Raw genomic sequence first — 23,895 nt, forward strand, 5'->3', positions numbered from 1 at the left:
TGGTGTTCAACAATCAGGAGTCAGAAATGAGCCAAATCACTGTACGTTCCGTTGCCTATCAGATTGACGGCCAGGCTTACGAAAGCCGTCTGGCCTTCGATGCCGACCATAAAGGCCCGCGCCCGGGTTTGTTGATGGCGCCGAACTGGATGGGCGTCAGCGCCGGTGCCGAGGAAATCGCCAGGTCGGTGGCGTCCAAGGGTTATGTGGTACTGATTGCAGACCTTTACGGAAAATCGGTTCGACCGACGAACAATGACGAGGCCGGCGCGGCCATGATGCCATTGAAGAATGACCGCCCATTGCTGCGCAAGCGCATGCAGGTGGCATTCGAACAGTTGCAAAGCCAGGGTGAAGTGGCTGTCGATACTTCGAAACTGGCCACTTTCGGTTTCTGCTTCGGCGGTTGCTGCGCCCTGGAGTTCGCCCGTACCGGCGCGCCGGTGAAGGCCGCGGTGTCGTTCCACGGCACGCTGGACACACCGAATCCGGCCGATGCGAAAAACATCAAGGGTAAGGTCCTGGTGCTGCACGGCGCTTCCGATCCATTGGTGCCGAAAGAGCAGCTGCCGGCGTTCGAAGATGAAATGAACGCGGCGGGCGTGGACTGGCAGTTGCTGAGCTACGGCGGTGCGTTCCACTCGTTCACTGACCCGCACGCCAACGTGCCGGGCATGATGATGTATAACGCCAAGGTGGCTGCTCGGGCCTTCACGTCGATGCATAACTTGCTGGATGAAGTGTTCAAGGGTTGATCATGATTCGGCCGGTGTGAGTACCGGCCTCATCGCGAGCAGGCTCACTCCTGCATTGGAATGCATTCACCTGTAGGAGTGAGCCTGCTCGCGATAGCGGTCTAACAGACACTCAACTGTTTATGGCATTTCGATCCTCTCAACTTCCCCCGGCACCGTCGGCCAGTCCCCGGCCGCCCAACGCCGGCGTGCCTCATCGATCGCCGCCGGATCGCTCGCGACAAAATTCCAGTTGATCCGCCGTGGCCCGTCCAGCGGTGCGCCGCCAAACAATACGGCGTGACTGTCGCTTTCGGCAAAGAGAGTCATCTCTTCCCCTGGAGGCAGTACCACCAGCGAGTACGGCTCTATCGGCTCGCCATCCAGTTGCACCTCGCCGCTCAATACATACAAGGCACGTTCTTCATGCTCGGTAGGGATGAGCAAAGTCGTCGCCGTTTGCAGGTGCAGTTCCGCGTACAGCGTAGGAGAAAGCACCGGCACTGGCGATTCCAGGCAAAAGCCCGCCCCGGCAATCATGCGAATCTTCACTCCCAGGTTTTCGCTGACCGGCAAAGTCGACGCCGGATGGTGACTGTAATGCCCCGGACCTTGCTCTTTGTCCTTGGGCGAAGCCAGCCAGATCTGCAGGCCGTGCATCGTGAAACCGCTTTCTTTCAAGGCCTCGGGCGTGCGTTCGACATGGGCGATGGCACTGCCGGCCGTCATCCAGCTGACATCGCCAGTCCCGACCACTTGATCGGAACCGAGACTGTCCTTGTGCTGGATCTGCCCTTGGAACAAGTAGGTGAGGGTGGACAGGCCAATGTGCGGATGCTGGCGGATGTTCATGCCCTTGCCCGGTGGATAACGGGTTTCCAGCATGTGGTCGAAAAACACGAATGGCCCGACGCTGCGGCATTTGGCCGACGGCAGCGGGCGGAGAATCGGCTGGCCTTCGACATCTTCAGTGCGGGGGCGGATCACGAGCGGAGTGTTCATGGTGCGTTCCAGGCTGAGCGGGTAATGCGTTCGAGCATAACCCGCTTGCGCAGCCCTTGCCGCTATTGGCTGAACGCACCTTCGGACAAATGCGTTTCGATGCGGACTTCAGACGAGGTCATCAGCTTGTGGATCGGGCAGCGATCGGCCACGCGGTGCAGTTCATCGCGCTGGGCGTCGGTGAGTACGCCCTTGAGGGTCAGTTTGACGTGCAGCGCGTACTGGCCTTTCTGTTCCAGGCTGTTGTCGCGCTTGACCTCGACGCCGACACCGGTCAGCGGGATGTCCTTCTTCTTCGCATACAGCTTCAGTGTCAGGGCCTTGCAGGCGCCGAGAGCAGCGTCGAAATAATCATGGGGCTCCGGTGCCGAGCCTTCACCACCCGCCGTGACGGGCACGTCGGCGAAGAGTTCATGGTCATCGATTTGTACGCTGTGGCGAAAACCTTCGGCGGAAACGGTATTGACTGTAACGGTCATGGGAAACCTCGCAGGCGACAGGAAAACTCATTCGATCAAAAAAGACCTTGAAGGTATAGAGCCATCGCGCTTGTCGGGTGTTCCAATTTTCGAACCCACAAAAAAGCCCCGCAATGGCGGGGCTTCATGGTATCGATCCGGATCAGCTGCCTTTGACTGGCTTGCCGTTGACCGTGCCATCCAGGAGCATGATGTTGTATTCCTTGCCGTCGGTTTCGACTTGTTGCAGGCGGACCAGCAGGTAGTCCCAATCCTTGGCGAACCACATCACGGTGATGCGTTTGTTCTGTGTCGGATCGCGTACACGTTCAACCTTGATCGCATCGATCTTGCCGGCCTTGGTGTCGACCTTTTCGGCGCCCAGCACGCGGAAGTCATAGGTGTCGACTTCACCGCCGTCGACCACCTGATAACTCATGCTTTTTTTGCCGGCGGCGACGTCGTGCTGCAGGGCCAGTTGATAGCTGGATTTGTCGAGCATGCCACGGTTGAGTGGAACCTTGACCGCGTCGCCGCGATCGGTGCCGGTGACCATCTTGGTGTTCCAGTCGAAATCCAGATCCGCTTTCTTGGCCTTGCCCAGGCCGCCACGTTCGAAGTGGTATGACTCTGGAAGAAGCGTGTCCTTGTCCATGGTCAGGGTGCTTTCCTCGGACAGGCTGGCGATCATCATCGATGCCTTGAAACTCAGTTTCCATTTGCCGTCGCTGGTTTTTTCGAGGTTGCGCTCGGCAGTGCCACTCATGGGCAGCTGTTTCCAGTCGGCGGTGTAGCTGGCGGAGAAAGGTTGAAGGTCTGCCGCCTGGGCGAAGGGCAAGGCGAGCAGAGCGCAAGCGAAGAGCAGGGCGCGACGCATAAAATCTCCTAGTTTCGAATCAAGTGGCCGCTGGCCGCGAGTAACTGTCCATCCAGTAAAGCACCATGCTCGCCGAGGGCCAGACGACCTTCGGCAAACCAGCGTACGGCCATCGGGTAGATCAGGTGTTCCTGAACATGGACCCGCTGCGCCAGACTCTGCGGCGAATCCTGTAACTCTACCGGTATTACAGCCTGTACGACCAGTGGTCCGCCATCGAGTTCCTCGGTGACGAAGTGCACGGAGCAGCCGTGCTCGGTGTCGCCGGCCTCCAGCGCGCGCTCATGAGTGTGTAACCCTTTGTATTTGGGTAGCAGCGAGGGATGGATATTGAGCAGGCGACCCTGATAGTGGCGTACGAAACCGGCGCTGAGAATGCGCATGAATCCGGCCAGTACCACGAGTTTGGGGTTGAAGGCGTCGATCAGTTCGATCAGCGCGGCGTCGAAGGCCTCGCGACCTTCGAAAGCCTTGTGATCCAGGGCGCGGGTGTCGATACCCGCGTCACTGGCGCGCTGCAGGCCGTAGGCGTCGGCGCGATTGGAGATCACCGCAGCGATGCGGACCGGGCTGTCGCCGGTCCGCGTGCTGTCGATCAGGGCCTGCAAGTTACTGCCGGTGCCGGACAACAGCACCACCACATCACAGGTCTGAGACATCAATGAGCCTTGAGGTTCTTCAGTTCAACCTGAGCCGCGCCTTCGGCAGCGGTGGAGATCTGGCCGATGACCCAAGGCTGCTCGCCCGCTTCGCGCAGAACGTTCAGGGCCGCTTCAACGTGCTCCTGAGCCACGCAGATGACCATGCCCACGCCGCAGTTCAGCACGCGGTGCATTTCGTTCTCGTCAACGTTGCCTTTCTCTTGCAGCCAGTCGAACACAGCAGGGCGGTTCCAGCTTGCCACGTCAACCACGGCTTGCGCGCCTTTTGGCAGCACGCGCGGGATGTTGTCCAGCAGGCCGCCACCGGTGATGTGGGCCATGGCTTTGACGGCACCGGTTTCCTTGATCAGCTTGAGCAGCGGCTTCACGTAGATGCGGGTCGGGGCCATCAGCAGGTCGGTCAGCGGCTTGCCGTCGAGCTGGATGTTTTCGATGTCGGCGCCGGACACTTCGATGATCTTGCGGATCAGCGAGTAGCCGTTGGAGTGCGGGCCGGAAGATGGCAGGGCGAGCAGGGCATCGCCGGCAGCGACCTTGGAGCCGTCGATGATTTCGGATTTTTCCACGACGCCGACGCAGAAACCGGCCAGGTCGTAGTCTTCGCCTTCGTACATGCCCGGCATTTCAGCGGTTTCGCCGCCAACCAGCGAGCAGCCCGACAGTTCGCAGCCAGCGCCGATGCCAGTCACAACCTGGGCGGCGGTGTCGACGTTCAGTTTGCCGGTGGCGTAGTAGTCGAGGAAGAACAGCGGCTCGGCGCCGCACACCACCAGGTCGTTGACGCACATGGCAACCAGGTCGATGCCGATGCTGTCGTGTTTGTTCAGGTTCAGTGCCAGGCGCAGCTTGGTGCCGACGCCGTCGGTACCGGAAACCAGCACAGGCTGCTTGTAGCCGGCCGGGATTTCGCAGAGGGCGCCGAAACCGCCCAGGCCGCCCATGACTTCCGGGCGCGCAGTGCGCTTGGCGACGCTCTTGATGCGTTCGACCAATGCTTCACCGGCGTCGATGTCTACACCGGCGTCCTTGTAGCTCAGGGAGGGTTGCTTGCTCATGATCCAGGCCTTTAGGGGGGGATTTCTGGGTAACGACCGAGTCCGTCGGGAGCGCCGAAACTGCGTAGGCGAGAGCCATGCGCGCTATTCGGACACTGCCCGGCTGTTGCCGGTCTGCGAAGGCGCGCGATTTTATCAGGCTTGAGCCGCAGCGGCCATCCTCAGGCCGACAGCAGGGCCATATCCGGTCAAAAAAAACCGTTGATGCACGGTGTCGGTGGCATCCTGCATGGCTGTATAAGGTATCGCGATTAACCGTCTATCGTTATGACAGTGCGAAAACTTACCCGGAGCGTGTGAATGTTTTGCGTCGGGCAACGGTCACAGTCTTGCTCGATCGTCTTCATGCGGTCTGTTCCAGCCGCTCTTGTCGTCAGGAATCTTCCATGCGTTTTTGTAAACTCTTGCTTGTGAGTTGTTTGTCAGTGGTCAGCCTGGTCAGTCAAGCCGAAACCGTCAAAGGCCTTTACCTGGTGCGCGAGCCGGTGAATGGCCAGTCGCCCGAGGAGCGCGACCAGGCGACTCAGCGTGCACTGGATACACTGGTGTTGCGCCTGACCGGCGACCCCAAGGCCGCTCAAAGTCCGGGGTTGGCGGCAATTCGTAAAGACCCGCAACAGATCATCAGCCAATACGGTTTTGAGGCCGGGCCGCCGGAAGTCCTGAAAGTCGATTTCGACCCGGGCACCACCGAGCAGGCCTTGCGCCGCGCCGGCCTGGCTATGTGGGGTGCCAACCGGCCGTCGATCCTCGGCTGGTGGTTGAATGATTCCACCGAGGGTTCAAGCCTGGTGGGTGACGGCCAGGCCAGCGCAGCGCCGTTGCGTCGGGCTGCCCAGCACCGGGGCTTGCCATTGCGCTTGCCGTTGGCGGATTTGAATGAGCAGATCGTCGCGACCGCGCCGAATCTGGAGGGCGCGGACCCCGCGCCTTTGCAGGCGGCATCGGAGCGCTACAACGCCGACGCCCTGCTCGCCGTTCACGCCAGGGAGGAGGGCGGGCAGTGGCAAGCCAAGTGGCAATTGTGGCTGGGGGATAAAAAAGAGGCCGGCAACGTGCAAGGCGCCGATCAGGCCACCGTGGCCGATGCGGTGATGCTGGCGATCAACGAACGCCTGGCGCCACGGTTTGTCGTCAAACCCGGTGCTTCGAGCGAGCAATTGCTGGAAGTGCAAGGCATGAATCTTGAGCACTACGCGTCACTCGGACGTTTGCTGGAGCCGTTTGGCGGGCGCGTGCAAAGTGTCGAGGGCGACCGGATTCTCTATCGGGTCAATGGCAGCGTCGATCAACTGCGTGCGCAACTGTCGCTGGCGAGGCTGCAGGAGGCGCCGGCGAGTCAGGTCCCGCCCCCGGTAGCGCCCGTTCAGCCAGCCACCGGCGGCGCGGTGCCAGTCGCCGCGCCGGCCCCGATCCCGCAACTGCGTTTTCGCTGGTAGTTTTTCTTTCTTTATATAGAAGCAATGGAGTGGTTCATGGCCGATTCGCGGCGTTGGTTCTGGCTCGGTGGGGTGGTCCTGCTGTGTGTGTTTGTCTGGTTGTTGCATCCGATCCTCACGCCGTTCCTGGTGGCGCTGCTGTTGGCCTACCTGTTCGACCCGCTGGTGGATCGGCTGGAGAAGGCAGGCCTGTCCCGAACCTGGGGTGTCGTGGCGGTATTTACCCTGTTTACCTTGATCTTCACCGCGCTGCTGTTGGTGTTGGTGCCGTTGCTCGCCAGGCAGTTGTTTCGTTTATATGAACTGGCTCCGCAGATGCTCGACTGGCTGCAGCACACGGCGTTGCCCTGGGCGCAATCGAAGTTCGGCCTGTCGGACGGTTTCTGGAAGTTTGACAAGCTCAAGGCCGCCATCAGCGAGCATATGAGTCAGACCACTGATGTTGTCGGCGTAGTGTTGAGCCATGCCACGGCCTCGGGGCTGGCGTTGATTGGCTGGCTGGCGAACCTGGTGCTGATTCCGGTGGTGAGCTTCTACCTGTTGCGCGATTGGGACCTGATGATGGCCAAGGTCCGCAGCCTGTTGCCCCGTGATCGTGAGGCGCGCGCGGTGTCGTTGGCGGGTGAATGCCATGAAGTGCTCGGCGCGTTCGTGCGCGGGCAGTTGCTGGTGATGGTGGCCTTGGGCGTGATCTACGCGGCAGGCCTGATGCTGGTCGGGTTGGAGCTGGGCCTGCTGATTGGCCTGATTGCCGGCCTGGCGGCGATCGTGCCGTACATGGGGTTTATCATCGGCATTGGCGCGGCGCTGCTTGCGGGGCTGTTCCAGTTCGGTGGTGATCTTTATCCGATGCTCGGCATTGTCGCGGTGTTCATGGTCGGTCAGGCGCTGGAGGGTATGGTGCTGACCCCTTTGCTGGTCGGTGACCGGATTGGCCTGCACCCGGTGGCGGTGATTTTCTCGATCCTGGCCGGTGGTGAACTGTTTGGCTTTACCGGTGTGCTACTGGCATTGCCGGTCGCCGCGGTGATCATGGTGCTGGCGCGCCATGTGAATGATTTGTATAAGGATTCTGAGATCTATAGAAGGGGCGACGAGCCGCAGGTTTAAGGGGGGGCAATAGGCGATGGCGGGCTGCCCGGGTTCGTACCGGATCAGTCTGCTGGCTTCGCCCGACTGTCACATGCACCGCCAAAGAATCTGCCACAAAACCGGTGTATTAACGCAAACCTTTGATTTTGCTTGTGGTCTGTCGCATTGTGCGGTCCGCTTCACGGGTATAAACTTCGCAAACTTTACACAGAGGCCACTAACGGTTCCTTTGGAACTGTTCAGTCAGCATGAAACCGATTCAGCTGCCCCTAGGTGTGCGTCTGCGTGACGACGCCACCTTTATCAACTATTACCCAGGCGCCAATGCCGCTGCACTCGGCTATGTCGAGCGGCTGTGCGAAGCCGACGCCGGCTGGACAGAAAGCCTGATCTACCTTTGGGGCAAGGACGGGGTGGGGCGTACGCACCTGTTGCAGGCCGCCTGCCTGCGCTTCGAGCAATTGGGCGAGCCGGCGGTGTACCTGCCGTTGGCCGAACTGCTCGATCGCGGTATCGAAATCCTCGACAACCTCGAACAGTACGAACTGGTCTGTCTGGATGATTTGCAGGTGGTTGCCGGGCGGGCGGACTGGGAAGAGGCGCTGTTCCATCTGTTCAATCGCTTGCGTGACAGTGGCCGACGCTTGCTGATTGCCGCATCGACATCCCCGCGTGAGTTGCCGGTGAAGCTGGCGGATCTCAAATCCCGGCTGACCCTGGCCTTGATCTTCCAGATGCGCCCGCTGTCCGATGAGGACAAACTGCGTGCCCTGCAATTACGCGCATCCCGTCGCGGCCTGCATCTGACCGATGAAGTCGGGCATTTCATTCTGACTCGCGGTACCCGCAGCATGAGTGCGTTGTTCGAGCTGTTGGAACGCCTCGATCAGGCTTCCCTCCAGGCCCAGCGCAAGCTGACCATCCCGTTTCTGAAAGAAACCCTCGGCTGGTAAGCCCGCTGAAACCGGGGCTTTTAGCCGGTTCGGCAAATTTCAGGCGCCAGCAATCCCGCTTTCCTGCAAGGTTGCAGGCCGCGTGCATGTTTAAAATGGGCTTAAGCGCTTAGATGTAAACGGGAAACGGATAAGTCACAAAAAGATCGATTGAATTTGCAAATGAGGATGATAGCGGGCATAGTCTCGGCTTCTTTACAACTTTCAGCCACGGTCGTGCCCATGCTAAATCGCTTCGCACCCCTCGTGCCTCTCGCACTCGTCACCCTGTTGTTCGGTTGCGCTGCCCACACTCCAGTGGCCCAGCAAGCTCCGCAACAGCAGGTTCAACACTCGGCCACTGCCCAGTCTTCCGCTCTCTTTCAGGAAGAGCTGGCTACCGAAAAAGAACTCGCAGACTTCGCTGGCGGCAAGTCCTACCAGCTTCCGGTCCTGGCCGACAGCATCCTCGAACGTGGCATGTCCCTGATTGGTACCCGTTACCGTTTCGGCGGTACTTCTGAAGCCGGCTTCGATTGCAGTGGTTTCATCGGTTACCTGTTCCGCGAAGAAGCGGGCATGAACCTGCCACGCTCCACCCGCGAAATGATCAACGTGGACGCTCCGCTGGTCTCGCGCAGCAAACTTGAGCCGGGCGACCTGCTGTTCTTCGCTACCAACGGTCGTCGTGGTCGCGTCAGTCACGCCGGGATCTACCTGGGCGACAACCAGTTCATCCACTCCAGCAGCCGCCGCAGCGGCGGTGTGCGCATCGATAGCCTGGGCGACAGCTACTGGAGCAAGACTTTCATCGAAGCCAAGCGCGCCCTGGCAATGGCACCTAACGCGTCGCCAATCGTCACTGCACGTAAATAAGCGGACATTTTGTAAGGCGAACTTAAAGTCTTACTTGAAGTTTGTCGTGTAGTCGCTAGAATCTTGATCTACAAATGATGGCAAACCGCCTGCTTCCAACGCAGGCGGTTTTCTTTTCTGCGCTCCCCGCAGAAAAAGCCGCAGCCAGATCAGGATGTTCTGCTTATGACGACGTCGGCCCGCCTCGCAATCATGTTCTTCGCAGCGCTGCTCAGTGCCTGCGCCAGCCGCACACCGCCTCCTGCGCCGGTGATTCGCGCTCCCATCGTATTTGGTTCCTCGCAGGCTTTTTCGCCCGAAGCGGAAGACGTGCTGTTTCGCGCCCTCGGTCTGGTGGGCACGCCTTATCGCTGGGGTGGCAACACGCCGGATTCCGGGTTTGATTGCAGTGGCCTGATCGCTTACGTGTACCGCGATGTCGCCGGTATTGCTTTGCCGCGCACCACGCGTGAGATGATCTCCATGCAAGCGGCGAATGTAGGCAAGGAAGGCCTGCAGACCGGCGACCTGCTTTTCTTTGCCACCAATGGCGGTTCCCAGGTCAGTCATGCCGGCATCTATGTGGGAGAAGGGCGCTTCGTCCACGCGCCGGCCACCGGCGGCACCGTGAAGCTCGACAGCCTGTCCAAGGCGTATTGGCAAAAAGCTTACCTGAGCGCCAAGCGTGTTCTGCAGCCTGAGCATCTGGCGCGCAATCCGTAACCTTCGGAGCTGCTGGTCATGACTGCTCGCACGCTTAATCTCGACGACGACCTGTACCAATACCTGCTCGATGTTTCCCTGCGCGAAACGCCGCTGCTCAAGCGCTTGCGCGATGAGACCCAGGCGCTGCCGATGGCGCGCTGGCAGGTGGCGCCTGAGCAGGGGCAGTTTCTTGCCCTGCTGGTGAAACTGACGGGGGCCAGGCGCTTGCTCGAAGTCGGCACCTTTACCGGCTACAGCGCGCTGTGCATGGCGGCGGCGTTGCCCGCTGACGGTTCGCTGATTTGCTGTGACATCCCTGGCGACTACAACGCCATCGCGCGGCGCTACTGGCAAGAAGCGGGGCTGGCCGGGCGGATTGACCTGCGGCTGGCTCCGGCGCTGGAAACCCTTGCCGAACTTGAGCGACAAGGGCAGGGCGGGCAGTACGACCTGGTGTTCATCGATGCCGACAAGGCCAACTACCCGGCTTATCTGGAACACGCCCTGCAATTGCTGCGGGTCGGTGGGCTGGCGGTGTTCGATAACACCCTGTGGAGCGGGCGCGTGCTCGAGGCCAGCCCCGAGAGCGCGGACACCCGGGCGATTCAGGCGCTCAACCGGGCGTTGAAGGATGATGCGCGGGTGGATTTGTCCTTGTTGCCGATCGGGGATGGTTTGACTCTTTGCCGCAAACGCTGAGCCCCTGTAGGAGCGAGCCTGCTCGCGATGGCTGTGGGGCAGGCAACATCAAAGTTGAATGCGCCGGCCTCATCGCGAGCAGGCTCGCTCCTACAGGTGATGTAGTGCCGTTACCTGGCAGCCGACACCCGCCACACCTTGTTCCCCACGTCATCGGCCACCAACAGGTCACCCTGTCGGTCGATCACCACGCCCACCGGGCGGCCCATGGCCTGTTCCTTGTCGTTGAGAAAACCTGTGAGCACTTCAACGGGCTTTCCGACCGGTTTGCCTGCGCTGAACGGCACGAAAATCACTTTGTAGCCACTGTGGGGGTTGCGGTTCCATGAGCCGTGCTGCCCGATGAATGCCCCTTGGGTGAAGGGTGGCGGCAACTTGCTGTTTTCGGCGAAGGTCAGGCCCAGTGATGCCGTGTGCGGTCCGACGGCGTAGTCCGGGGCGATAGCCTTGGCCACCAGGTCCGGGTTTTGCGGCTCGACGCGAATATCGACATGCTGGCCGTAGTAGCTGTACGGCCAGCCATAAAAAGCGCCGTCTTTCACTGAGGTGATGTAGTCCGGTACCAGGTCACTGCCGATTTCATCCCGTTCGTTGACTGCGGTCCACAGCGCACCACTGTGCGGTTCCCAGGCCATGCCGTTGGGGTTGCGCAAGCCGGAGGCGAAGATCCGCTGCCGGCCGGTGGCGCGATCCACTTCCCAGATCGCCGCGCGACCTTCTTCCTTGTCCATGCCGTTTTCGCCGACGTTGCTGTTGGAACCTACGGTGACGTATAGCTTGCTGCCGTCCTTGCTGGCGATGACGTTTTTCGTCCAGTGATGGTTCAGCGGCCCACCTGGCAGGTCGACCACCTTGATCGGCGGTGACTTGATCTGCGTATCGCCACTTTCATAGTGAAAACGCAGCAGGCGATCGGTGTCGGCCACATACAGGTCATTGCCGACCAGGGTCATGCCGAAGGGCGAGTTGAGGTTTTGCACAAACACCGTGCGGGTTTCCGCAACGCCATCGTGGTCCTTGTCGCGCAGCAAGGTGATGCGGTTGGCGCTGGGCACCCTGGCCCCGGCACGGCCCATGACTTTCTTCATCACCCAGCCGCGAATGCCTTTGCCGTCTTCGGGTTTGGGCGGTGCATTGGTTTCCGCCACCAGCACATCGCCATTGGGCAGCACATAAAGCCAGCGGGGGTGATCCAGGTCTTCGGCAAAAGCGGCTACTTGAGTGCCTGTGGCGGCGACGGGTTTCGCACCCTGCGGCCAGCCGATGGCCGGGGCGATGTTCACGGTCGGCACCAGTGTCTTGTTGGGTTCTGGTAGTCGGGGTGACGGGCCGGTGCCGTCGGAGACTTGCAGGCGGGAGGTCTCGCCACAAGCGGCGAGCCCTGTGCCAAGCGCGATAACGAGGACGAGCGGGGGCGTGCGCATGCTGGTCTTCCCTATGAATGCCTTGTTCTAATCATAGAGAAGGGTTGTCGTGCGATGGTTCAACCCTCAGCCGCGGGCTTCCTTGAACAGCACCGCGATGCCGGGGTGATAGTTGCCCGCTTCGTTGCGCAACTTGCGGTAGGCATAAGGGAAATACCAGGCGACAGCGCAGGTGTGTTCCTTTTGCAGGTCGTCGACCATGTCCTGGAGTTCTTCCGGTGTGGCGCCTTGCTGGGCTTTTTGCGGGGCGACGAACAGGCAGCCGAGTTTCAGGTCGCTGGCGTGGCTCAGGCGCTTCGCATCGCTGGCGATATCGAGCAGGGCCTGGGACAGGTTGAGGCTGTTGACCCGTGGCCAGCGCTGGCTGGTCTGGATGTAGGCGCGGGTTTCGGGGGAGGCCAGGAGCAGGTCGGCGCGGCTGTTGCGCTCGCCTTCTTCGGTCTGCTTGCGAGTGGGGGTCTGTTGCAGCGTGACCATCTCGGCCATCCAGGCGGCGGCGGACAGCAGTCCGAGATTGGCCTTTTCGTCGTGCCAGTACGGTGTGTCGCCATCGCCGCGGACGGCGTTGTAACGGTCGATGCATTCGAACCAGTGCTCGAGCACCGGACGCAGGAATTCCAGCTTTGGATTGCTGATGATCATGCCTTGCATGGGCTCACCCTTGTTATTGTGTTGTGAGATTGTGGCTCTTTGATATCACTGCTGAGAGCGTGGCACAAGATTGACGTCAGTTTATTGATTGATGGCAGTTATTCGGTCGATGGCCTCCCGGCTTTAATTGACGCTCCACCCCCAACCCTCTAACCTTCGCGGCTTGTTTCAGGTGCTCTGTGGCTTGGGTCGACAGAGTGAAACAGGGAAGCCGGTGAGTGAGTCCTTCTGTTGGTCGAAGGCCCGCAATTCCGGCGCTGCCCCCGCAACGGTAAATGAGTGAAAACTGTGTGTGATGCCACTGTGTCGATTTGATGCGGGAAGGCGCACAGTCTGGCCCCGCGCCACTCATGAGCCCGGAGACCGGCCTGATTCATCCAGCGGCATCACGGTGGGCGATGCCAGGCTTTTTGCCTTCTATTGTTGTGCCTGCCCGCCGTTATTCCTGCCTCAACGGAGAGCTCCCCCATGACTGATACCCCCGATCGTGACGAACGCCACCTGGCGCGCATGCAGCGCAAAAAAGCCGTGATCGACGAGCGCATCGCCAATTCCCCGAACGAGTGTGGCCTGCTGCTGGTGCTGACCGGCAACGGTAAGGGCAAGAGCAGCTCGGCTTTCGGCATGCTCGCCCGCGCCATGGGGCACGGCATGCAATGCGGCGTGGTGCAGTTCATCAAGGGCCGCAACAGCACGGGTGAAGAGTTGTTCTTCCGGCGCTTTCCCGAGCAGGTGCGTTTTCATGTGATGGGCGAAGGCTTTACCTGGGAAACCCAGGACCGCCAGCGCGACATCGCCGCCGCCGAAGCCGCCTGGGCGGTGTCGCAGCAACTGCTGCGCGATCCGTCCATCGGTCTGGTGGTGCTCGATGAGCTGAACATCGCCCTCAAGCACGGCTACCTCGATCTCGATCAGGTGCTCAGCGACTTGCAGGCCCGACCGCCGATGCAACACGTGGTGGTCACCGGTCGTGCCGCCAAGCCGGAGATGATCGAGATGGCTGACACCGTCACCGAGATGGGCGTGATCAAACACGCCTTTCAAGCGGGGATCAAAGCGCAGAAAGGCGTCGAATTGTGAGTCAGTCTCGGCACTGTCCGGCGGTACTGATTGCCGCGCCGGCCTCTGGCCAGGGCAAGACCACCGTCACCGCGGCGCTGGCCCGATTGCATCGCAATCAGGGGCGCAAGGTCCGTGTGTTCAAGTGCGGCCCCGACTTTCTCGATCCGATGATCCTCGAGCGCGCCAGTGGTGCGCCGGTGTATCAACTGGACATGTGGATGGTCGGCGAGCAGGAGAGTCGCCGCTTGCTGTGGGAAGCCGCCGCTGAAGCCGACCTGATCCTGATCGAGGGCGTCATGGGGCTGTTCGACGGGACGCCGTCGAGCGCCGACCTGGCGCGGCATTTCGGTGTTCCGGTGCTGGGTGTGATCGATGGCACCGCCATGGCCCAGACCTTCGGCGCGTTGGCCCTGGGGCTGGCGCGTTATCAGCCGGATTTGCCGTTCGCCGGCGTGCTGGCCAATCGTGTCGGCACGCTGCGCCACGCGCAACTGCTTGAAGGCAGCCTGACTGAAGGTTTGCGCTGGTACGGCGCGCTGTCCCGGGAAACCGGGATCGAATTGCCGAGCCGGCACCTGGGGCTGGTGCAGGCCAGCGAGTTGAACGATCTCGACCTGCGCCTCGATGCGGCCGCCGATGCCCTGGCCAGCAGTTGCGAGGTTGCGCTGCCGCCGACAGTCGAGTTCGCCGCCCCTGATGTCATCGCGGTCGAACCGCTGCTGGCCGGTGTGCGCATTGCCGTCGCCCGGGATGAAGCCTTTGCGTTCACTTACGGTGCAAGCCTGGATCTGCTGCGGGCGATGGGCGCCGAGTTGTCCTTCTTCTCGCCGATCCGCGACTGTGCGTTGCCGGAGGCGGACAGTCTGTATCTGCCGGGTGGTTACCCGGAACTGCACCATGTTGCGCTGGCGCAAAACACCGCGATGCTCGACGCGATCCGCGCCCACCACAGGGCGGGCAAACCCTTGCTCGCCGAGTGTGGCGGCATGCTGTACCTGCTCGACTCACTGACCGATGTCGAGGGTACTCGCGCCGAACTGGTTGGCTTGCTGACCGGTGATGCGGTCATGCAAAAGCGTCTGGCGGCGTTGGCGTTGCAAGCGGTGGAATTGCCGGAAGGCTCGCTGCGCGGGCACACCTATCACCATTCGCTGACCACCACTGAACTGGCGCCGATTGCCCGTGGCTTGAGCCCTAACGGTGGGCGCGGAGCGGAGGCGGTCTACCGTGAGGGGCGGATGACCGCCTCTTATGTGCACTTTTATTTTCCGTCGAACCCCTCGGCGATTGCCGCGCTGTTTGCGCCGGACCTTGAGGCCGTCATCGCTTCCGTAATGGATCACCTGACTCCTGTGGGAGCGAGCCTGCTCGCTAAGCGGCCATGAGCGACAACGCATTCTCTGAAGCCGAACGCACAGCGGTCTATCGCGCCATCGCCGAACGCCGCGACATGCGCCACTTCAGCGGCGGCACCGTCGAGCCCGAATTGCTCCGGCGCCTGCTCGAAGCGGCGCATCAGGCCCCCAGTGTCGGCCTGATGCAGCCCTGGCGCTTCATCCGCATCAGCGATCGCGCCTTGCGCGGGCAAATCCAGGCCCTGGTGGAAGAAGAACGCATCCGCACCGCCGAAGCCCTCGGCGAGCGCAGCGATGAGTTCATGAAGCTCAAGGTCGAAGGCATCAACGATTGCGCCGAGGTTCTGGTCGCCGCACTGATGGACGACCGCGAGCAGCATATCTTCGGTCGCCGCACGCTGCCGGAAATGGACATGGCTTCGCTGTCCTGTGCCATCCAGAACCTTTGGTTGGCGTCCCGCGCCGAAGGGCTGGGCATGGGCTGGGTGTCGCTGTTCGAACCCCAGGCACTGGCGGACTTGTTGAGGTTGCCGTCGGGAGCCAAACCGCTGGCGGTGCTGTGCCTCGGGCCAGTCAAAGAGTTCTACCCGGCGCCGATGCTGGTGCTCGAAGGCTGGGCACAGGCGCGTCCGCTACATGAATTGCTGTATGAAAATTATTGGGGAGTGAGTCAATGAGTGTGGCGTTGTTGAGTGTCGCCGCGGTTGCGCTGGATGCGCTGCTGGGTGAACCCAAACGCTGGCATCCGCTGGTGGCGTTCGGCCGATTTGCCGAGCGCATCGAGCAACGTTTCAACGGCGGCGGTCGCGGCTGGCGCAGTCATGGCGTCACCGCGTGGGTGATCGCCGTATTGCCGCTTACGCTGCTGGCCACGGCACTCTCCTGGGCGCCCTATGTCGGCTGGATCGTCGAGATTCTCGCGCTCTATTGCGCCCTCGGCATGCGCAGTCTCGGTGAGCACGTCACGCCTGTGGCCAAGGCCCTGCGCGGCGGAGATCTTGATGAAGCACGCAAACGCGTGAGCTATCTGGTCAGTCGCCAGACCAGCGAACTGGATGAAACCGAGGTCGCCCGTGCCGCTACCGAGTCGGTACTGGAAAACGGCAGCGATGCAGTATTCGCGGCGTTGTTCTGGTTTGCCGTGGCCGGTGCGCCGGGCGTGGTGCTCTACCGCCTGAGCAATACGCTGGATGCGATGTGGGGTTATCGCAATGAGCGCTTCGAACGGTTCGGCTGGGCGGCGGCGAAAGTCGACGACGTGCTCAATTACATTCCCGCGCGCCTGGTGGCACTGACTTACGCGCTGCTGGGCAAAACCCGGTTGGCGTTGAAATGCTGGCGCACCCAGGGCCCGACCTGGGACAGCCCGAACGCCGGCCCGGTGATGGCGGCAGGGGCGGGTACCCTTGGTGTCGAATTGGGCGGGGCGGCGATTTATCACGGCGAATTGCATCAGCGTCCGCAGTTGGGCGAAGGCGTGCCGGCGGATGCCGACTCCATTGACCGGGGCTGGCAATTGGTCCAGCGCGGGGTATGGTTGTGGCTGCTGATTCTCTGTCTGGGGGCCGAATTTTATGCTTGAGCACGGTGGGCGATTGCGCAAGGCGGCGCTCGAATACGGCATAGAGGAAGCCGACTGGCTGGACCTGTCCACGGGCCTTGCGCCTTGGCCGTTCCCGGTGCCGGATATTCCGCTGCGGGCCTGGGCCCGTTTGCCGGAGACGGACGACGGCCTGGAGCAGGCCGCCTGTGATTACTACGGCACCTTGCAGGCATTGCCGGTCGCCGGCTCGCAAATGGCGATCCAGCTGCTGCCGCGATTGCGTCGGGCGGGCAAGGTCGGCGTGCTGTCACCCTGTTACGCCGAGCACGCCGAAGCGTGGCGTCGCAACGGCTACATCGTGCGTGAAGTGCTGGAGCAGGAAGTCGACTTCTTTATCGACAGTTTCGACGTGCTGGTGGTGGTCAATCCGAATAACCCCACAGGCCTTAGCCTCACCCCCAGTCGCCTGCTCGACTGGCACACACGGCTGGCCCAGCGCGGTGGCTGGCTGGTGGTGGACGAAGCGTTCATGGATAACACGCCGCCACTGAGCCTGGCGCCGTTTGCCCATCAAGTCGGGCTGATCGTCTTGCGTTCCTTCGGCAAGTTTTTCGGCCTGGCCGGTGTGCGCCTTGGGTTTGTGCTGGCAGAACGCAAGTTGCTCAAGTTGCTGGCTGAACAAGTGGGGCCCTGGGCCGTGAGCGGGGCAACCCGGGTCGTGGGCCAGGCCTGCCTGCGCGATACGCAAGGGCAGGCGCGGCAACGGCTGCGCACCGAAGAGGCCAGCGAGCGCCTTGCGTCGTTGCTGGAGCAACACGGCTTCGAGCCCCAAGGCGGTTGTGCGCTGTTCCAGTGGCTGATCACCGAACGCGCCGAAGAACTGTATGAATTCATGGCTCGGCGCGGCATTCTCCTGCGGTTGTTCACGCACAACGGCAGCCTGCGATTCGGCTTGCCCGGTGACGAAATCGCCTGGGTACGACTGGCGCAGGCGTTCGAAGATTTCGCCAAGGACAACCAATGACCACGCTGATGGTGCAGGGCACCACATCGGATGCCGGTAAAAGCACGCTGGTGACCGCGCTGTGCCGTTGGGCCACGCGCCAAGGCGTCAGGGTGGTGCCGTTCAAGCCGCAGAACATGGCCCTCAACAGTGCGGTGACGGCCGACGGTGGCGAGATCGGCCGCGCCCAGGCGGTACAGGCCCAGGCCGCGAACCTTGCACCGCACACCGACATGAACCCGGTGTTGCTCAAGCCCAACAGTGACACCGGTGCCCAGGTGATCATCCATGGCCGCGCCGTCACGACCATGAATGCCGTCGCCTATCACGACTACAAAACCATCGCCATGCAAGCGGTGCTTGCCTCCCACGAGCGCTTGAGCGCGGTGTATCCGCTGGTGATGGTCGAGGGCGCGGGCTCGCCGGCGGAAATCAATCTGCGGGCCGGCGACATCGCCAACATGGGCTTCGCCGAAGCGGTGGATTGCCCGGTGCTGCTGATCGCCGATATCAATCGCGGCGGGGTTTTCGCCCATCTGGTAGGCACTCTTGAATTGCTGTCGCCGAGCGAACAGGCGCGGGTCAAAGGCTTCGTCATCAATCGTTTTCGTGGCGATATCGCGTTACTGCAACCCGGCCTCGACTGGCTCGAAGAGCGTACCGGCAAACCGGTGATCGGTGTGCTGCCGTACGTGATGGACCTGCACCTGGAGGCCGAGGACGGCATCGATCAACGCCAGACCGATAAAGTTGAGCAAGTGCTGAAAGTGGTGGTTCCGGTGCTGCCGCGCATCAGCAATCACACCGATTTCGATCCGCTGCGCCTGCATCCGCAAGTGGACCTGCAATTCATCGGCCCCGGCCAGGCGATTGCGCCTGCCGACCTGATCATTCTTCCTGGCTCGAAAAGTGTGCGCAGCGACCTCGCGTACCTGCGGGCCAACGGCTGGGACACCGCCATCGCCCGGCACCTGCGTTACGGCGGGAAACTGCTGGGGATTTGTGGCGGTCTGCAGATGCTCGGAGAGCAAGTGCATGACCCGCTGGGCCTTGAAGGGGCGCCGGGTTCCAGTGCCGGTTTGGGGCTGCTGGCGTTCCAGACTCTGCTCGAACAAGAGAAGCAGTTGCGCAATGTGCGCGGTCGTCTGGCGCTGGAAGATGCGCCGGTGGCGGGCTATGAAATTCATGCCGGCGTGACCACCGGCCCGGCCCTGGAAAACGCCGCAGTGCACCTGGATGACGGTCGCTGTGAGGGTGCGCAAAGTGCTGACGGGCAGATTTTCGGCACCTACCTCCACGGGCTGTTCGAATCGGCGGCGGCGTGCAGTGCGCTGTTGCGATGGGCGGGGTTGCAGGAGGTGCAGGACGTGGATTATCACGGCTTGCGCGAGCGTGATATCGAGCGGTTGGCGGATCTGGTGGAGAAGCATCTGGATACCGGGCTGTTGCGGCAGCTCTGCGGGATTTGATGCGGTTTTAATACCGGTATCGCGAGCAGGCTCGCTCCTACAGTTGACTGCGTTTCCATGCGGGAGCGAGCCTGCTCGCGATGACTTAAGTTGCCTCACCGAAGATTTCAAGGAAACAACCATGCTCCAACTGATCCTCGGCGGCGCCCGCTCCGGCAAGAGTCGCCTGGCTGAAAAGCTCGCCATCGACAGCGCCCTGGCCGTGACCTACATCGCCACCAGCCAGCCACTGGACGGAGAAATGAGCGAGCGGGTGGCCCATCACCGTGCCCGTCGTCCTCCCGAATGGGCATTGATCGAAGAACCGGTGGAGCTGGCCCGGGTGCTGCGCGAATCCGCCCGTATCGACCGATGCCTGCTGGTGGATTGCCTGACCTTGTGGCTGACCAATCTGCTGATGCTTGACGATGCCCAGCGCTTGCAAGCCGAGCGTGATGCCTTGCTGGACTGCCTGGCGTCGCTGCCGGGTGAAATCATTTTTGTCAGCAACGAGACCGGAATGGGTGTCGTGCCGCTGGGCGAATTGACTCGCCGCTATGTCGATGAAGCCGGTTGGCTGCATCAAGCTCTGGCTGAGCGTTGTCAGCGTGTCGTCCTGACCGTCGCCGGCCTGCCCCTGACTCTGAAAGGAACTGCGTTATGACTCAATCCTGGTGGCTGAACCCGTGCAAGCCGGTCGATACCCAAGTGGTCGAACAGGCCCAGGCGCGGCAACAGCAACTGACCAAGCCGGCCGGCTCCCTTGGCCAGCTGGAATCGGTGGCGGTGCAACTGGCGGGTTTGCAGGGGCGGGTCAAGCCGAGTCTGGAGCAGGTGTGGATCGCGATTTTTGCCGGTGACCACGGCGTCGTCGCCGAGGGTGTGTCGGCGTTTCCCCAGGAAGTGACCGGGCAGATGCTGCTCAACTTCGTCAGCGGTGGTGCCGCGATCAGCGTATTGGCGCGGCAGCTGGGCGCTTCCCTTGAGGTGGTTGACCTTGGCACGGTCACGCCGTCGCTGAGCCTGCCGGGCGTGCTTCACCTGAACGTCGGCCCGGGCACGGCAAATTTTGTACAGGGACCGGCCATGACCGCGGCCCAGGGGCAACTCGCCCTGCAGGCCGGCCGTGACAGCGTGCAGCGGGCAATCGCCAGCGGTGTGCAGTTGTTTATCGGTGGCGAAATGGGCATCGGTAACACCACCGCCGCCAGCGCCCTGGCGTGCGCGCTGCTCGATTGCCCGGTGGTGCATTTGACCGGGCCTGGCACCGGGCTTAATGCCGAAGGTGTCAGCCACAAAGCCCAGGTAATCGAGCGCGCCCTGGCATTGCATGGCGCGCAGCGTGGCGATGCCTTGCAGACCCTGTTCAACCTCGGCGGTTTTGAGATCGCCGCGCTGGTCGGTGCCTATCTCGCGTGTGCCCAGGAAGGTGTCGCGGTGCTGGTGGACGGCTTTATTTGCAGCGTCGCAGCGCTGGTCGCGGTGCGCTTGAATTCTGAATGCCGTCAGTGGCTGTTGTTCGGTCATCGCGGCGCCGAGCCGGGGCATCGTCATGTGCTGGAAACCCTGAAGGCGCAACCCTTGCTCGATCTCGGCCTGCGGCTTGGCGAAGGCAGTGGCGCGGCAATGGCTGTGCCGCTGCTGCGCCTGGCGTGCGACCTGCACGGGCAGATGGCGACCTTCGCCGAAGCCGCTGTGGCAGATCGTCCGGCATGACTTTGCGCCTGGATCTGTTGCGTCACGGTGAAACCGAACTCGGCGGTGGCTTGCGTGGCAGCATCGATGATGCGTTGACCGACACGGGCTGGGCGCAGATGCGCGCCGCCGTGGTCGGGCAAGGGCCGTGGGATCGGCTGGTCAGTTCGCCGTTGCAGCGTTGTGCGCGATTTGCCGAGGAGCTGGGTGCGCAATCGGGTGTGCCGGTGCAACTGGATAAAGACCTGCAAGAGTTGCATTTCGGCACCTGGGAAGGGCAGAGCGCGGCGGCGTTGATGGAAACCGACGCGCAGGCTCTGGGTCTGTTCTGGGCCGATCCTTATTCGTTCACGCCGCCTCAGGGTGAGCCGGTTGCAGAGTTTTCGGCGCGGGTGCTGGCCGCGCTGGAGCGGTTGCACGCGACCTGTGCCGGTGAGCGCATTTTGCTGATCAGCCACGGTGGAGTGATGCGTCTGTTGCTGGCACAAGCCCGGGGGCTGCCGCGAGAGCAACTGCTCAACGTTGAGGTTGGGCATGGCGCACTGTTTTCGCTGACGCTGGAGTCTGCTGGCGTATTGAAGGAAGTGCTCTGACCATGCTGCCATTCTGGATCGCCCTGCAATTTCTCAGCAGCCTGCCGATTCGCCTGCCCGGCATGCCTGAGCCCCGGGAATTGGGGCGGTCGCTGCTGTTTTATCCGTTGGTGGGATTACTCTTTGGCGTGATTCTGTGGGCAGTCAACTGGCTGTTGCCGGGCACGCCGACCTTGCTGCACGCGGCGCTGTTGCTGAGCGTCTGGGTGCTGCTCAGCGGCGGCTTGCATCTGGATGGCCTGGCGGACAGCGCCGATGCCTGGCTCGGAGGTTTTGGCGACCGCGAGCGCACGCTGACCATCATGAAAGACCCGCGCAGCGGGCCGATCGCCGTGGTGACGCTGGTGCTGGTGTTGTTGCTCAAGTTCACCGCGCTGCTGGCGCTGATCGAACAGCCGCATTCGCTGGCATTGATCATCGTGCCGTTGATCGGTCGCAGTGCATTGCTCGGCTTGTTCCTGACCACGCCCTATGTGCGCGCCGGTGGCCTGGGCCAGGCATTGGCCGATCATCTTCCGCGTTCGGCGGGCAAGCAGGTGCTGGCGGTCAGCGCACTGGCCTGTGTGTTGATCGCCGGTTTGAGTGGTGTGGTGGCGCTGGTGTTAGCGGCGCTGGGGTTTGCCTGGTTGCGCCAGGTGATGCTGCGGCGGCTCGGTGGAACGACGGGCGATACGGCAGGGGCAATGCTGGAGTTGCTGGAAGTTGCAGTGCTGGTAGGCTTGGCGCTGTTTTAACTGTTATTCCGGTTCTGTAACTTGATTTAACCGACTCGCGGGTATATACACGCACCATGCTCGATTCCCAATGTTTATGCATCAACCTGCGCCGCGCCGCCCGTGGCGTCAGCAGGCACTACGACGGCGCTCTCGATGGCTTCGGGATCAACGTTGCGCAGTATTCTTTGCTGTGCAATCTGCAGCGTCTGGATCAGCCGAGCATCTCGACCCTGGCCGAGGCCATGGGCCTGGATCGCAGCACCCTGGGGCGCAATTTGCGGGTGCTGGAGGGTGATGGCCTGGTAACGCTGGTCGAGGGCGAGGACATGCGCAACCGCATCGTCCTGTTGACCGATGCCGGGGCAGAGCGCCTCAAGGCTGCCTTGCCGGCCTGGGAAGCCGCGCAGCAGCGCTTGATCGATCGCCTGGGTGCCGAGAAGCGCGAAACCTTGTTAAAGCTGCTGGATGAACTGGCATGATGCCGGTTTTTTCGATCATAAGCGGGTATATACCCGCTACCGGAGAACAACAATGACATCGATGTGGCGTACATGCGGCTGGGTTCTGTTGGGGAGTGCGCTGATCCTTGCGTTGTCGCTGGGCGTTCGCCATGGTTTCGGGCTGTTTCTGGCACCGATGAGCGCCGAGTTCGGCTGGGGCCGTGAAGTCTTTGCCTTCGCCATCGCTTTGCAGAACCTGATCTGGGGCCTCGCTCAGCCGTTCACCGGCGCCCTGGCCGACCGCTTCGGCGCGGCGAAAGTGGTGCTGATCGGTGGCGTCCTGTACGCGGCCGGGCTGATTTGCATGGGGCTCTCCGACTCGGCAATGACCCTGTCCCTGAGCGCCGGCCTGCTGATCGGCATCGGACTGTCCGGTACGTCGTTCTCGGTGATCCTGGGGGTGGTCGGCCGCGCGGTGCCGCCGGAAAAGCGCAGCATGGGCATGGGGATCGCCAGTGCGGCCGGTTCGTTCGGCCAGTTCGCGATGTTGCCCGGCACACTCGGTTTGATTGGTTGGCTTGGCTGGTCCGCGGCGTTGCTGGCGCTGGGCTTGCTGGTGGCGTTGATCGTGCCGCTGGTGAGCATGCTCAAGGACAAGCCGCTGCCCGTCCTGGGCCACGAACAGACCCTTGGCGAAGCGCTGCGCGAAGCCTGCTCGCATTCCGGATTCTGGCTGCTGGCGTTCGGCTTTTTTGTGTGCGGATTCCAGGTGGTGTTCATCGGCGTGCACTTGCCGGCCTATCTGGTGGATCAACACCTTCCGGCGACGGTCGGCACCACGGTGCTGGCGCTGATCGGCCTGTTCAACATCTTCGGCACCTATACCGCCGGATTACTTGGCGGGCGCATGTCCAAGCCGCGTTTGCTCACCGGTCTGTACTTGCTGCGGGCAGTGGTCATTGCGTTGTTCCTGTGGGCGCCGGTGACGACTACCACGGCCTACCTGTTCGGCATGGCCATGGGCTTCCTGTGGCTGTCGACGGTGCCGTTGACCAACGGCACGGTGGCGACCTTGTTTGGTGTGCGAAACCTGTCCATGCTCGGTGGGATTGTTTTCCTGTTTCACCAGCTCGGTTCGTTTCTGGGTGGCTGGTTGGGCGGGGTGGTGTATGACCGAACCGGGAGTTATGACTTGATCTGGCAAGTGGCAATTCTCTTGAGCCTGTTGGCCGCTGCCCTCAACTGGCCGGTGCGTGAGCGGCCGGTTGAGCGTCTGCAATCACAAATGAGTGCGATATGAACAGTCTTTGGCCGCGGATTGCTGTAGCCGCTGTCTGCGCCTTATTGCTGGCGTTGTCGTGGTGGGGCTGGCATCAGGGCGGGTTGGCGCTGATGCAGTTGGGCATGGGTGCTTGCTAGTGAGCGGTGAGGGCGAGTAACGTCGCTTTTGACGAG

Annotated in this window: 27 protein-coding genes and 1 riboswitch; of the genes, 20 read left to right on the forward strand and 7 right to left on the reverse strand. The window is 61.9% G+C overall.

What is annotated here, in order from left to right:
* Window positions 1–26: 26 nt before the first annotated feature.
* Window positions 27–755 carry a dienelactone hydrolase family protein gene (locus ACM6J5_RS21825; protein WP_414929321.1) on the forward strand — a complete coding sequence of 243 codons (729 nt, stop codon included), beginning with the start codon at window positions 27–29 and terminating at the stop codon, window positions 753–755.
* A gap of 120 nt (window positions 756–875) precedes the next feature.
* Here the strand turns inward: ACM6J5_RS21825 and ACM6J5_RS21830 are convergent, their stop codons facing one another.
* From ACM6J5_RS21830 to purM, 5 genes are all read right to left on the reverse strand, one after another.
* Window positions 876–1,736, reverse strand: coding sequence for a pirin family protein (locus ACM6J5_RS21830; RefSeq protein ID WP_414929322.1), 861 nt, complete (start codon window positions 1,734–1,736; stop codon window positions 876–878).
* A 62-nt stretch (window positions 1,737–1,798) separates the two neighbouring features.
* Entirely contained in the window at window positions 1,799–2,215 is a 417-nt protein-coding gene (locus tag ACM6J5_RS21835; protein WP_414929323.1) for an OsmC family protein, read from the reverse strand.
* A gap of 142 nt (window positions 2,216–2,357) precedes the next feature.
* Window positions 2,358–3,071 carry a DUF3108 domain-containing protein gene (locus tag ACM6J5_RS21840; protein WP_095945917.1) on the reverse strand — a complete coding sequence of 238 codons (714 nt, stop codon included), beginning with the start codon at window positions 3,069–3,071 and terminating at the stop codon, window positions 2,358–2,360.
* A gap of 8 nt (window positions 3,072–3,079) precedes the next feature.
* A complete protein-coding gene (gene purN, locus ACM6J5_RS21845; RefSeq protein WP_414929324.1) occupies window positions 3,080–3,730 on the reverse strand; it encodes a phosphoribosylglycinamide formyltransferase in 651 nt (216 codons plus the stop codon).
* Window positions 3,730–4,788 (reverse strand): phosphoribosylformylglycinamidine cyclo-ligase, encoded by a 1,059-nt coding sequence (purM, locus tag ACM6J5_RS21850; RefSeq protein ID WP_090457782.1) that lies wholly within the window; start codon window positions 4,786–4,788, stop codon window positions 3,730–3,732. Before purM ends, purN begins: the two co-directional genes overlap by 1 nt.
* Window positions 4,789–5,174: 386 nt before the next feature.
* On the opposite strand from purM, the gene ACM6J5_RS21855 reads away from it, so the two are divergent.
* From ACM6J5_RS21855 to ACM6J5_RS21880, 6 genes are all read left to right on the forward strand, one after another.
* A complete protein-coding gene (locus tag ACM6J5_RS21855) occupies window positions 5,175–6,227 on the forward strand; it encodes a DUF2066 domain-containing protein (protein ID WP_414929325.1) in 1,053 nt (350 codons plus the stop codon).
* 36 nt (window positions 6,228–6,263) lie between these two features.
* A complete protein-coding gene (locus ACM6J5_RS21860) occupies window positions 6,264–7,337 on the forward strand; it encodes an AI-2E family transporter (protein ID WP_414929326.1) in 1,074 nt (357 codons plus the stop codon).
* A gap of 230 nt (window positions 7,338–7,567) precedes the next feature.
* On the forward strand, window positions 7,568–8,272 hold the full coding sequence (gene hda, locus ACM6J5_RS21865) for a DnaA regulatory inactivator Hda (protein ID WP_007984552.1): 705 nt from the start codon (window positions 7,568–7,570) through the stop codon (window positions 8,270–8,272).
* A gap of 222 nt (window positions 8,273–8,494) precedes the next feature.
* Window positions 8,495–9,127 carry a C40 family peptidase gene (locus ACM6J5_RS21870; protein WP_056721709.1) on the forward strand — a complete coding sequence of 211 codons (633 nt, stop codon included), beginning with the start codon at window positions 8,495–8,497 and terminating at the stop codon, window positions 9,125–9,127.
* A gap of 165 nt (window positions 9,128–9,292) precedes the next feature.
* Window positions 9,293–9,829 (forward strand): C40 family peptidase, encoded by a 537-nt coding sequence (locus ACM6J5_RS21875; protein WP_095945921.1) that lies wholly within the window; start codon window positions 9,293–9,295, stop codon window positions 9,827–9,829.
* Window positions 9,830–9,847: 18 nt separating this feature from the next.
* Window positions 9,848–10,510 (forward strand): O-methyltransferase, encoded by a 663-nt coding sequence (locus ACM6J5_RS21880; RefSeq protein ID WP_150674175.1) that lies wholly within the window; start codon window positions 9,848–9,850, stop codon window positions 10,508–10,510.
* A gap of 110 nt (window positions 10,511–10,620) precedes the next feature.
* On the opposite strand, the gene ACM6J5_RS21885 is transcribed toward ACM6J5_RS21880, so the two are convergent.
* Window positions 10,621–11,934 (reverse strand): PQQ-dependent sugar dehydrogenase, encoded by a 1,314-nt coding sequence (locus tag ACM6J5_RS21885; RefSeq protein WP_150674176.1) that lies wholly within the window; start codon window positions 11,932–11,934, stop codon window positions 10,621–10,623.
* Window positions 11,935–12,000: 66 nt separating this feature from the next.
* On the reverse strand, window positions 12,001–12,585 hold the full coding sequence (locus ACM6J5_RS21890; protein ID WP_095945924.1) for a hypothetical protein: 585 nt from the start codon (window positions 12,583–12,585) through the stop codon (window positions 12,001–12,003).
* Window positions 12,586–12,738: 153 nt separating this feature from the next.
* A riboswitch (cobalamin riboswitch) is annotated at window positions 12,739–12,972 on the forward strand.
* Between the two features lie 81 nt (window positions 12,973–13,053).
* On the opposite strand from ACM6J5_RS21890, the gene cobO reads away from it, so the two are divergent.
* The 13 genes from cobO (at window position 13,054) to ACM6J5_RS21955 (ending at window position 23,859) form a co-directional block, all read left to right on the forward strand.
* Window positions 13,054–13,665, forward strand: a complete 612-nt coding sequence (cobO, locus tag ACM6J5_RS21895; protein ID WP_057715808.1) for a cob(I)yrinic acid a,c-diamide adenosyltransferase — start codon at window positions 13,054–13,056, stop codon at window positions 13,663–13,665.
* Entirely contained in the window at window positions 13,662–15,032 is a 1,371-nt protein-coding gene (locus tag ACM6J5_RS21900) for a cobyrinate a,c-diamide synthase (protein ID WP_414929327.1), read from the forward strand. Before cobO ends, ACM6J5_RS21900 begins: the two co-directional genes overlap by 4 nt.
* Window positions 15,029–15,679: a 5,6-dimethylbenzimidazole synthase gene (gene bluB, locus ACM6J5_RS21905; protein ID WP_414929328.1), complete on the forward strand. Its 651-nt coding sequence runs from the start codon at window positions 15,029–15,031 to the stop codon at window positions 15,677–15,679. The genes ACM6J5_RS21900 and bluB overlap by 4 nt, the downstream gene beginning before the upstream one ends.
* Entirely contained in the window at window positions 15,676–16,584 is a 909-nt protein-coding gene (gene cbiB, locus ACM6J5_RS21910) for an adenosylcobinamide-phosphate synthase CbiB (protein WP_414929329.1), read from the forward strand. Before bluB ends, cbiB begins: the two co-directional genes overlap by 4 nt.
* On the forward strand, window positions 16,577–17,569 hold the full coding sequence (gene cobD / locus ACM6J5_RS21915; protein ID WP_414929330.1) for a threonine-phosphate decarboxylase CobD: 993 nt from the start codon (window positions 16,577–16,579) through the stop codon (window positions 17,567–17,569). The genes cbiB and cobD overlap by 8 nt, the downstream gene beginning before the upstream one ends.
* Window positions 17,566–19,017 (forward strand): cobyric acid synthase, encoded by a 1,452-nt coding sequence (locus ACM6J5_RS21920; protein ID WP_414929331.1) that lies wholly within the window; start codon window positions 17,566–17,568, stop codon window positions 19,015–19,017. Before cobD ends, ACM6J5_RS21920 begins: the two co-directional genes overlap by 4 nt.
* A gap of 121 nt (window positions 19,018–19,138) precedes the next feature.
* Window positions 19,139–19,660 carry a bifunctional adenosylcobinamide kinase/adenosylcobinamide-phosphate guanylyltransferase gene (gene cobU, locus ACM6J5_RS21925; RefSeq protein WP_414929332.1) on the forward strand — a complete coding sequence of 174 codons (522 nt, stop codon included), beginning with the start codon at window positions 19,139–19,141 and terminating at the stop codon, window positions 19,658–19,660.
* Window positions 19,657–20,712, forward strand: a complete 1,056-nt coding sequence (gene cobT, locus ACM6J5_RS21930) for a nicotinate-nucleotide--dimethylbenzimidazole phosphoribosyltransferase (RefSeq protein ID WP_414929333.1) — start codon at window positions 19,657–19,659, stop codon at window positions 20,710–20,712. Before cobU ends, cobT begins: the two co-directional genes overlap by 4 nt.
* A complete protein-coding gene (gene cobC / locus ACM6J5_RS21935; protein WP_095945932.1) occupies window positions 20,709–21,284 on the forward strand; it encodes an alpha-ribazole phosphatase family protein in 576 nt (191 codons plus the stop codon). Before cobT ends, cobC begins: the two co-directional genes overlap by 4 nt.
* Window positions 21,285–21,286: 2 nt before the next feature.
* Window positions 21,287–22,018 (forward strand): adenosylcobinamide-GDP ribazoletransferase, encoded by a 732-nt coding sequence (locus ACM6J5_RS21940; RefSeq protein WP_414929334.1) that lies wholly within the window; start codon window positions 21,287–21,289, stop codon window positions 22,016–22,018.
* A gap of 56 nt (window positions 22,019–22,074) precedes the next feature.
* Complete coding sequence (locus ACM6J5_RS21945; RefSeq protein ID WP_095945934.1) at window positions 22,075–22,479, forward strand: MarR family winged helix-turn-helix transcriptional regulator; 405 nt, start codon at window positions 22,075–22,077, stop codon at window positions 22,477–22,479.
* Window positions 22,480–22,531: 52 nt separating this feature from the next.
* Window positions 22,532–23,740, forward strand: coding sequence for an MFS transporter (locus ACM6J5_RS21950; RefSeq protein ID WP_414929335.1), 1,209 nt, complete (start codon window positions 22,532–22,534; stop codon window positions 23,738–23,740).
* Complete coding sequence (locus tag ACM6J5_RS21955; RefSeq protein ID WP_007977581.1) at window positions 23,737–23,859, forward strand: hypothetical protein; 123 nt, start codon at window positions 23,737–23,739, stop codon at window positions 23,857–23,859. The genes ACM6J5_RS21950 and ACM6J5_RS21955 overlap by 4 nt, the downstream gene beginning before the upstream one ends.
* Window positions 23,860–23,895 lie beyond the last annotated feature (36 nt).

It is taken from the genome of Pseudomonas sp. IT-P74 (assembly GCF_949768175.1).
Lineage (GTDB): Bacteria > Pseudomonadota > Gammaproteobacteria > Pseudomonadales > Pseudomonadaceae > Aquipseudomonas.

Coding starts and splice junctions, on each gene's coding strand:
- ACM6J5_RS21855 (WP_414929325.1), top strand. CDS start 5,175: ATGCGTTTTTGTAAACTCTTGCTTGTGAGTTGTTTGTCAGTGGTCAGC.
- ACM6J5_RS21875 (WP_095945921.1), top strand. CDS start 9,293: ATGACGACGTCGGCCCGCCTCGCAATCATGTTCTTCGCAGCGCTGCTC.
- ACM6J5_RS21890 (WP_095945924.1), bottom strand. CDS start 12,585: ATGCAAGGCATGATCATCAGCAATCCAAAGCTGGAATTCCTGCGTCCG.
- cobT (WP_414929333.1), top strand. CDS start 19,657: ATGACTCAATCCTGGTGGCTGAACCCGTGCAAGCCGGTCGATACCCAA.
- ACM6J5_RS21835 (WP_414929323.1), bottom strand. CDS start 2,215: ATGACCGTTACAGTCAATACCGTTTCCGCCGAAGGTTTTCGCCACAGC.
- ACM6J5_RS21945 (WP_095945934.1), top strand. CDS start 22,075: ATGCTCGATTCCCAATGTTTATGCATCAACCTGCGCCGCGCCGCCCGT.
- purM (WP_090457782.1), bottom strand. CDS start 4,788: ATGAGCAAGCAACCCTCCCTGAGCTACAAGGACGCCGGTGTAGACATC.
- ACM6J5_RS21825 (WP_414929321.1), top strand. CDS start 27: ATGAGCCAAATCACTGTACGTTCCGTTGCCTATCAGATTGACGGCCAG.
- ACM6J5_RS21940 (WP_414929334.1), top strand. CDS start 21,287: ATGCTGCCATTCTGGATCGCCCTGCAATTTCTCAGCAGCCTGCCGATT.
- cobO (WP_057715808.1), top strand. CDS start 13,054: ATGACTGATACCCCCGATCGTGACGAACGCCACCTGGCGCGCATGCAG.
- bluB (WP_414929328.1), top strand. CDS start 15,029: ATGAGCGACAACGCATTCTCTGAAGCCGAACGCACAGCGGTCTATCGC.
- ACM6J5_RS21840 (WP_095945917.1), bottom strand. CDS start 3,071: ATGCGTCGCGCCCTGCTCTTCGCTTGCGCTCTGCTCGCCTTGCCCTTC.
- hda (WP_007984552.1), top strand. CDS start 7,568: ATGAAACCGATTCAGCTGCCCCTAGGTGTGCGTCTGCGTGACGACGCC.
- cobD (WP_414929330.1), top strand. CDS start 16,577: ATGCTTGAGCACGGTGGGCGATTGCGCAAGGCGGCGCTCGAATACGGC.
- ACM6J5_RS21830 (WP_414929322.1), bottom strand. CDS start 1,736: ATGAACACTCCGCTCGTGATCCGCCCCCGCACTGAAGATGTCGAAGGC.
- cbiB (WP_414929329.1), top strand. CDS start 15,676: ATGAGTGTGGCGTTGTTGAGTGTCGCCGCGGTTGCGCTGGATGCGCTG.
- cobU (WP_414929332.1), top strand. CDS start 19,139: ATGCTCCAACTGATCCTCGGCGGCGCCCGCTCCGGCAAGAGTCGCCTG.
- ACM6J5_RS21950 (WP_414929335.1), top strand. CDS start 22,532: ATGACATCGATGTGGCGTACATGCGGCTGGGTTCTGTTGGGGAGTGCG.
- ACM6J5_RS21860 (WP_414929326.1), top strand. CDS start 6,264: ATGGCCGATTCGCGGCGTTGGTTCTGGCTCGGTGGGGTGGTCCTGCTG.
- cobC (WP_095945932.1), top strand. CDS start 20,709: ATGACTTTGCGCCTGGATCTGTTGCGTCACGGTGAAACCGAACTCGGC.
- ACM6J5_RS21920 (WP_414929331.1), top strand. CDS start 17,566: ATGACCACGCTGATGGTGCAGGGCACCACATCGGATGCCGGTAAAAGC.
- purN (WP_414929324.1), bottom strand. CDS start 3,730: ATGTCTCAGACCTGTGATGTGGTGGTGCTGTTGTCCGGCACCGGCAGT.
- ACM6J5_RS21955 (WP_007977581.1), top strand. CDS start 23,737: ATGAACAGTCTTTGGCCGCGGATTGCTGTAGCCGCTGTCTGCGCCTTA.
- ACM6J5_RS21885 (WP_150674176.1), bottom strand. CDS start 11,934: ATGCGCACGCCCCCGCTCGTCCTCGTTATCGCGCTTGGCACAGGGCTC.
- ACM6J5_RS21880 (WP_150674175.1), top strand. CDS start 9,848: ATGACTGCTCGCACGCTTAATCTCGACGACGACCTGTACCAATACCTG.
- ACM6J5_RS21870 (WP_056721709.1), top strand. CDS start 8,495: ATGCTAAATCGCTTCGCACCCCTCGTGCCTCTCGCACTCGTCACCCTG.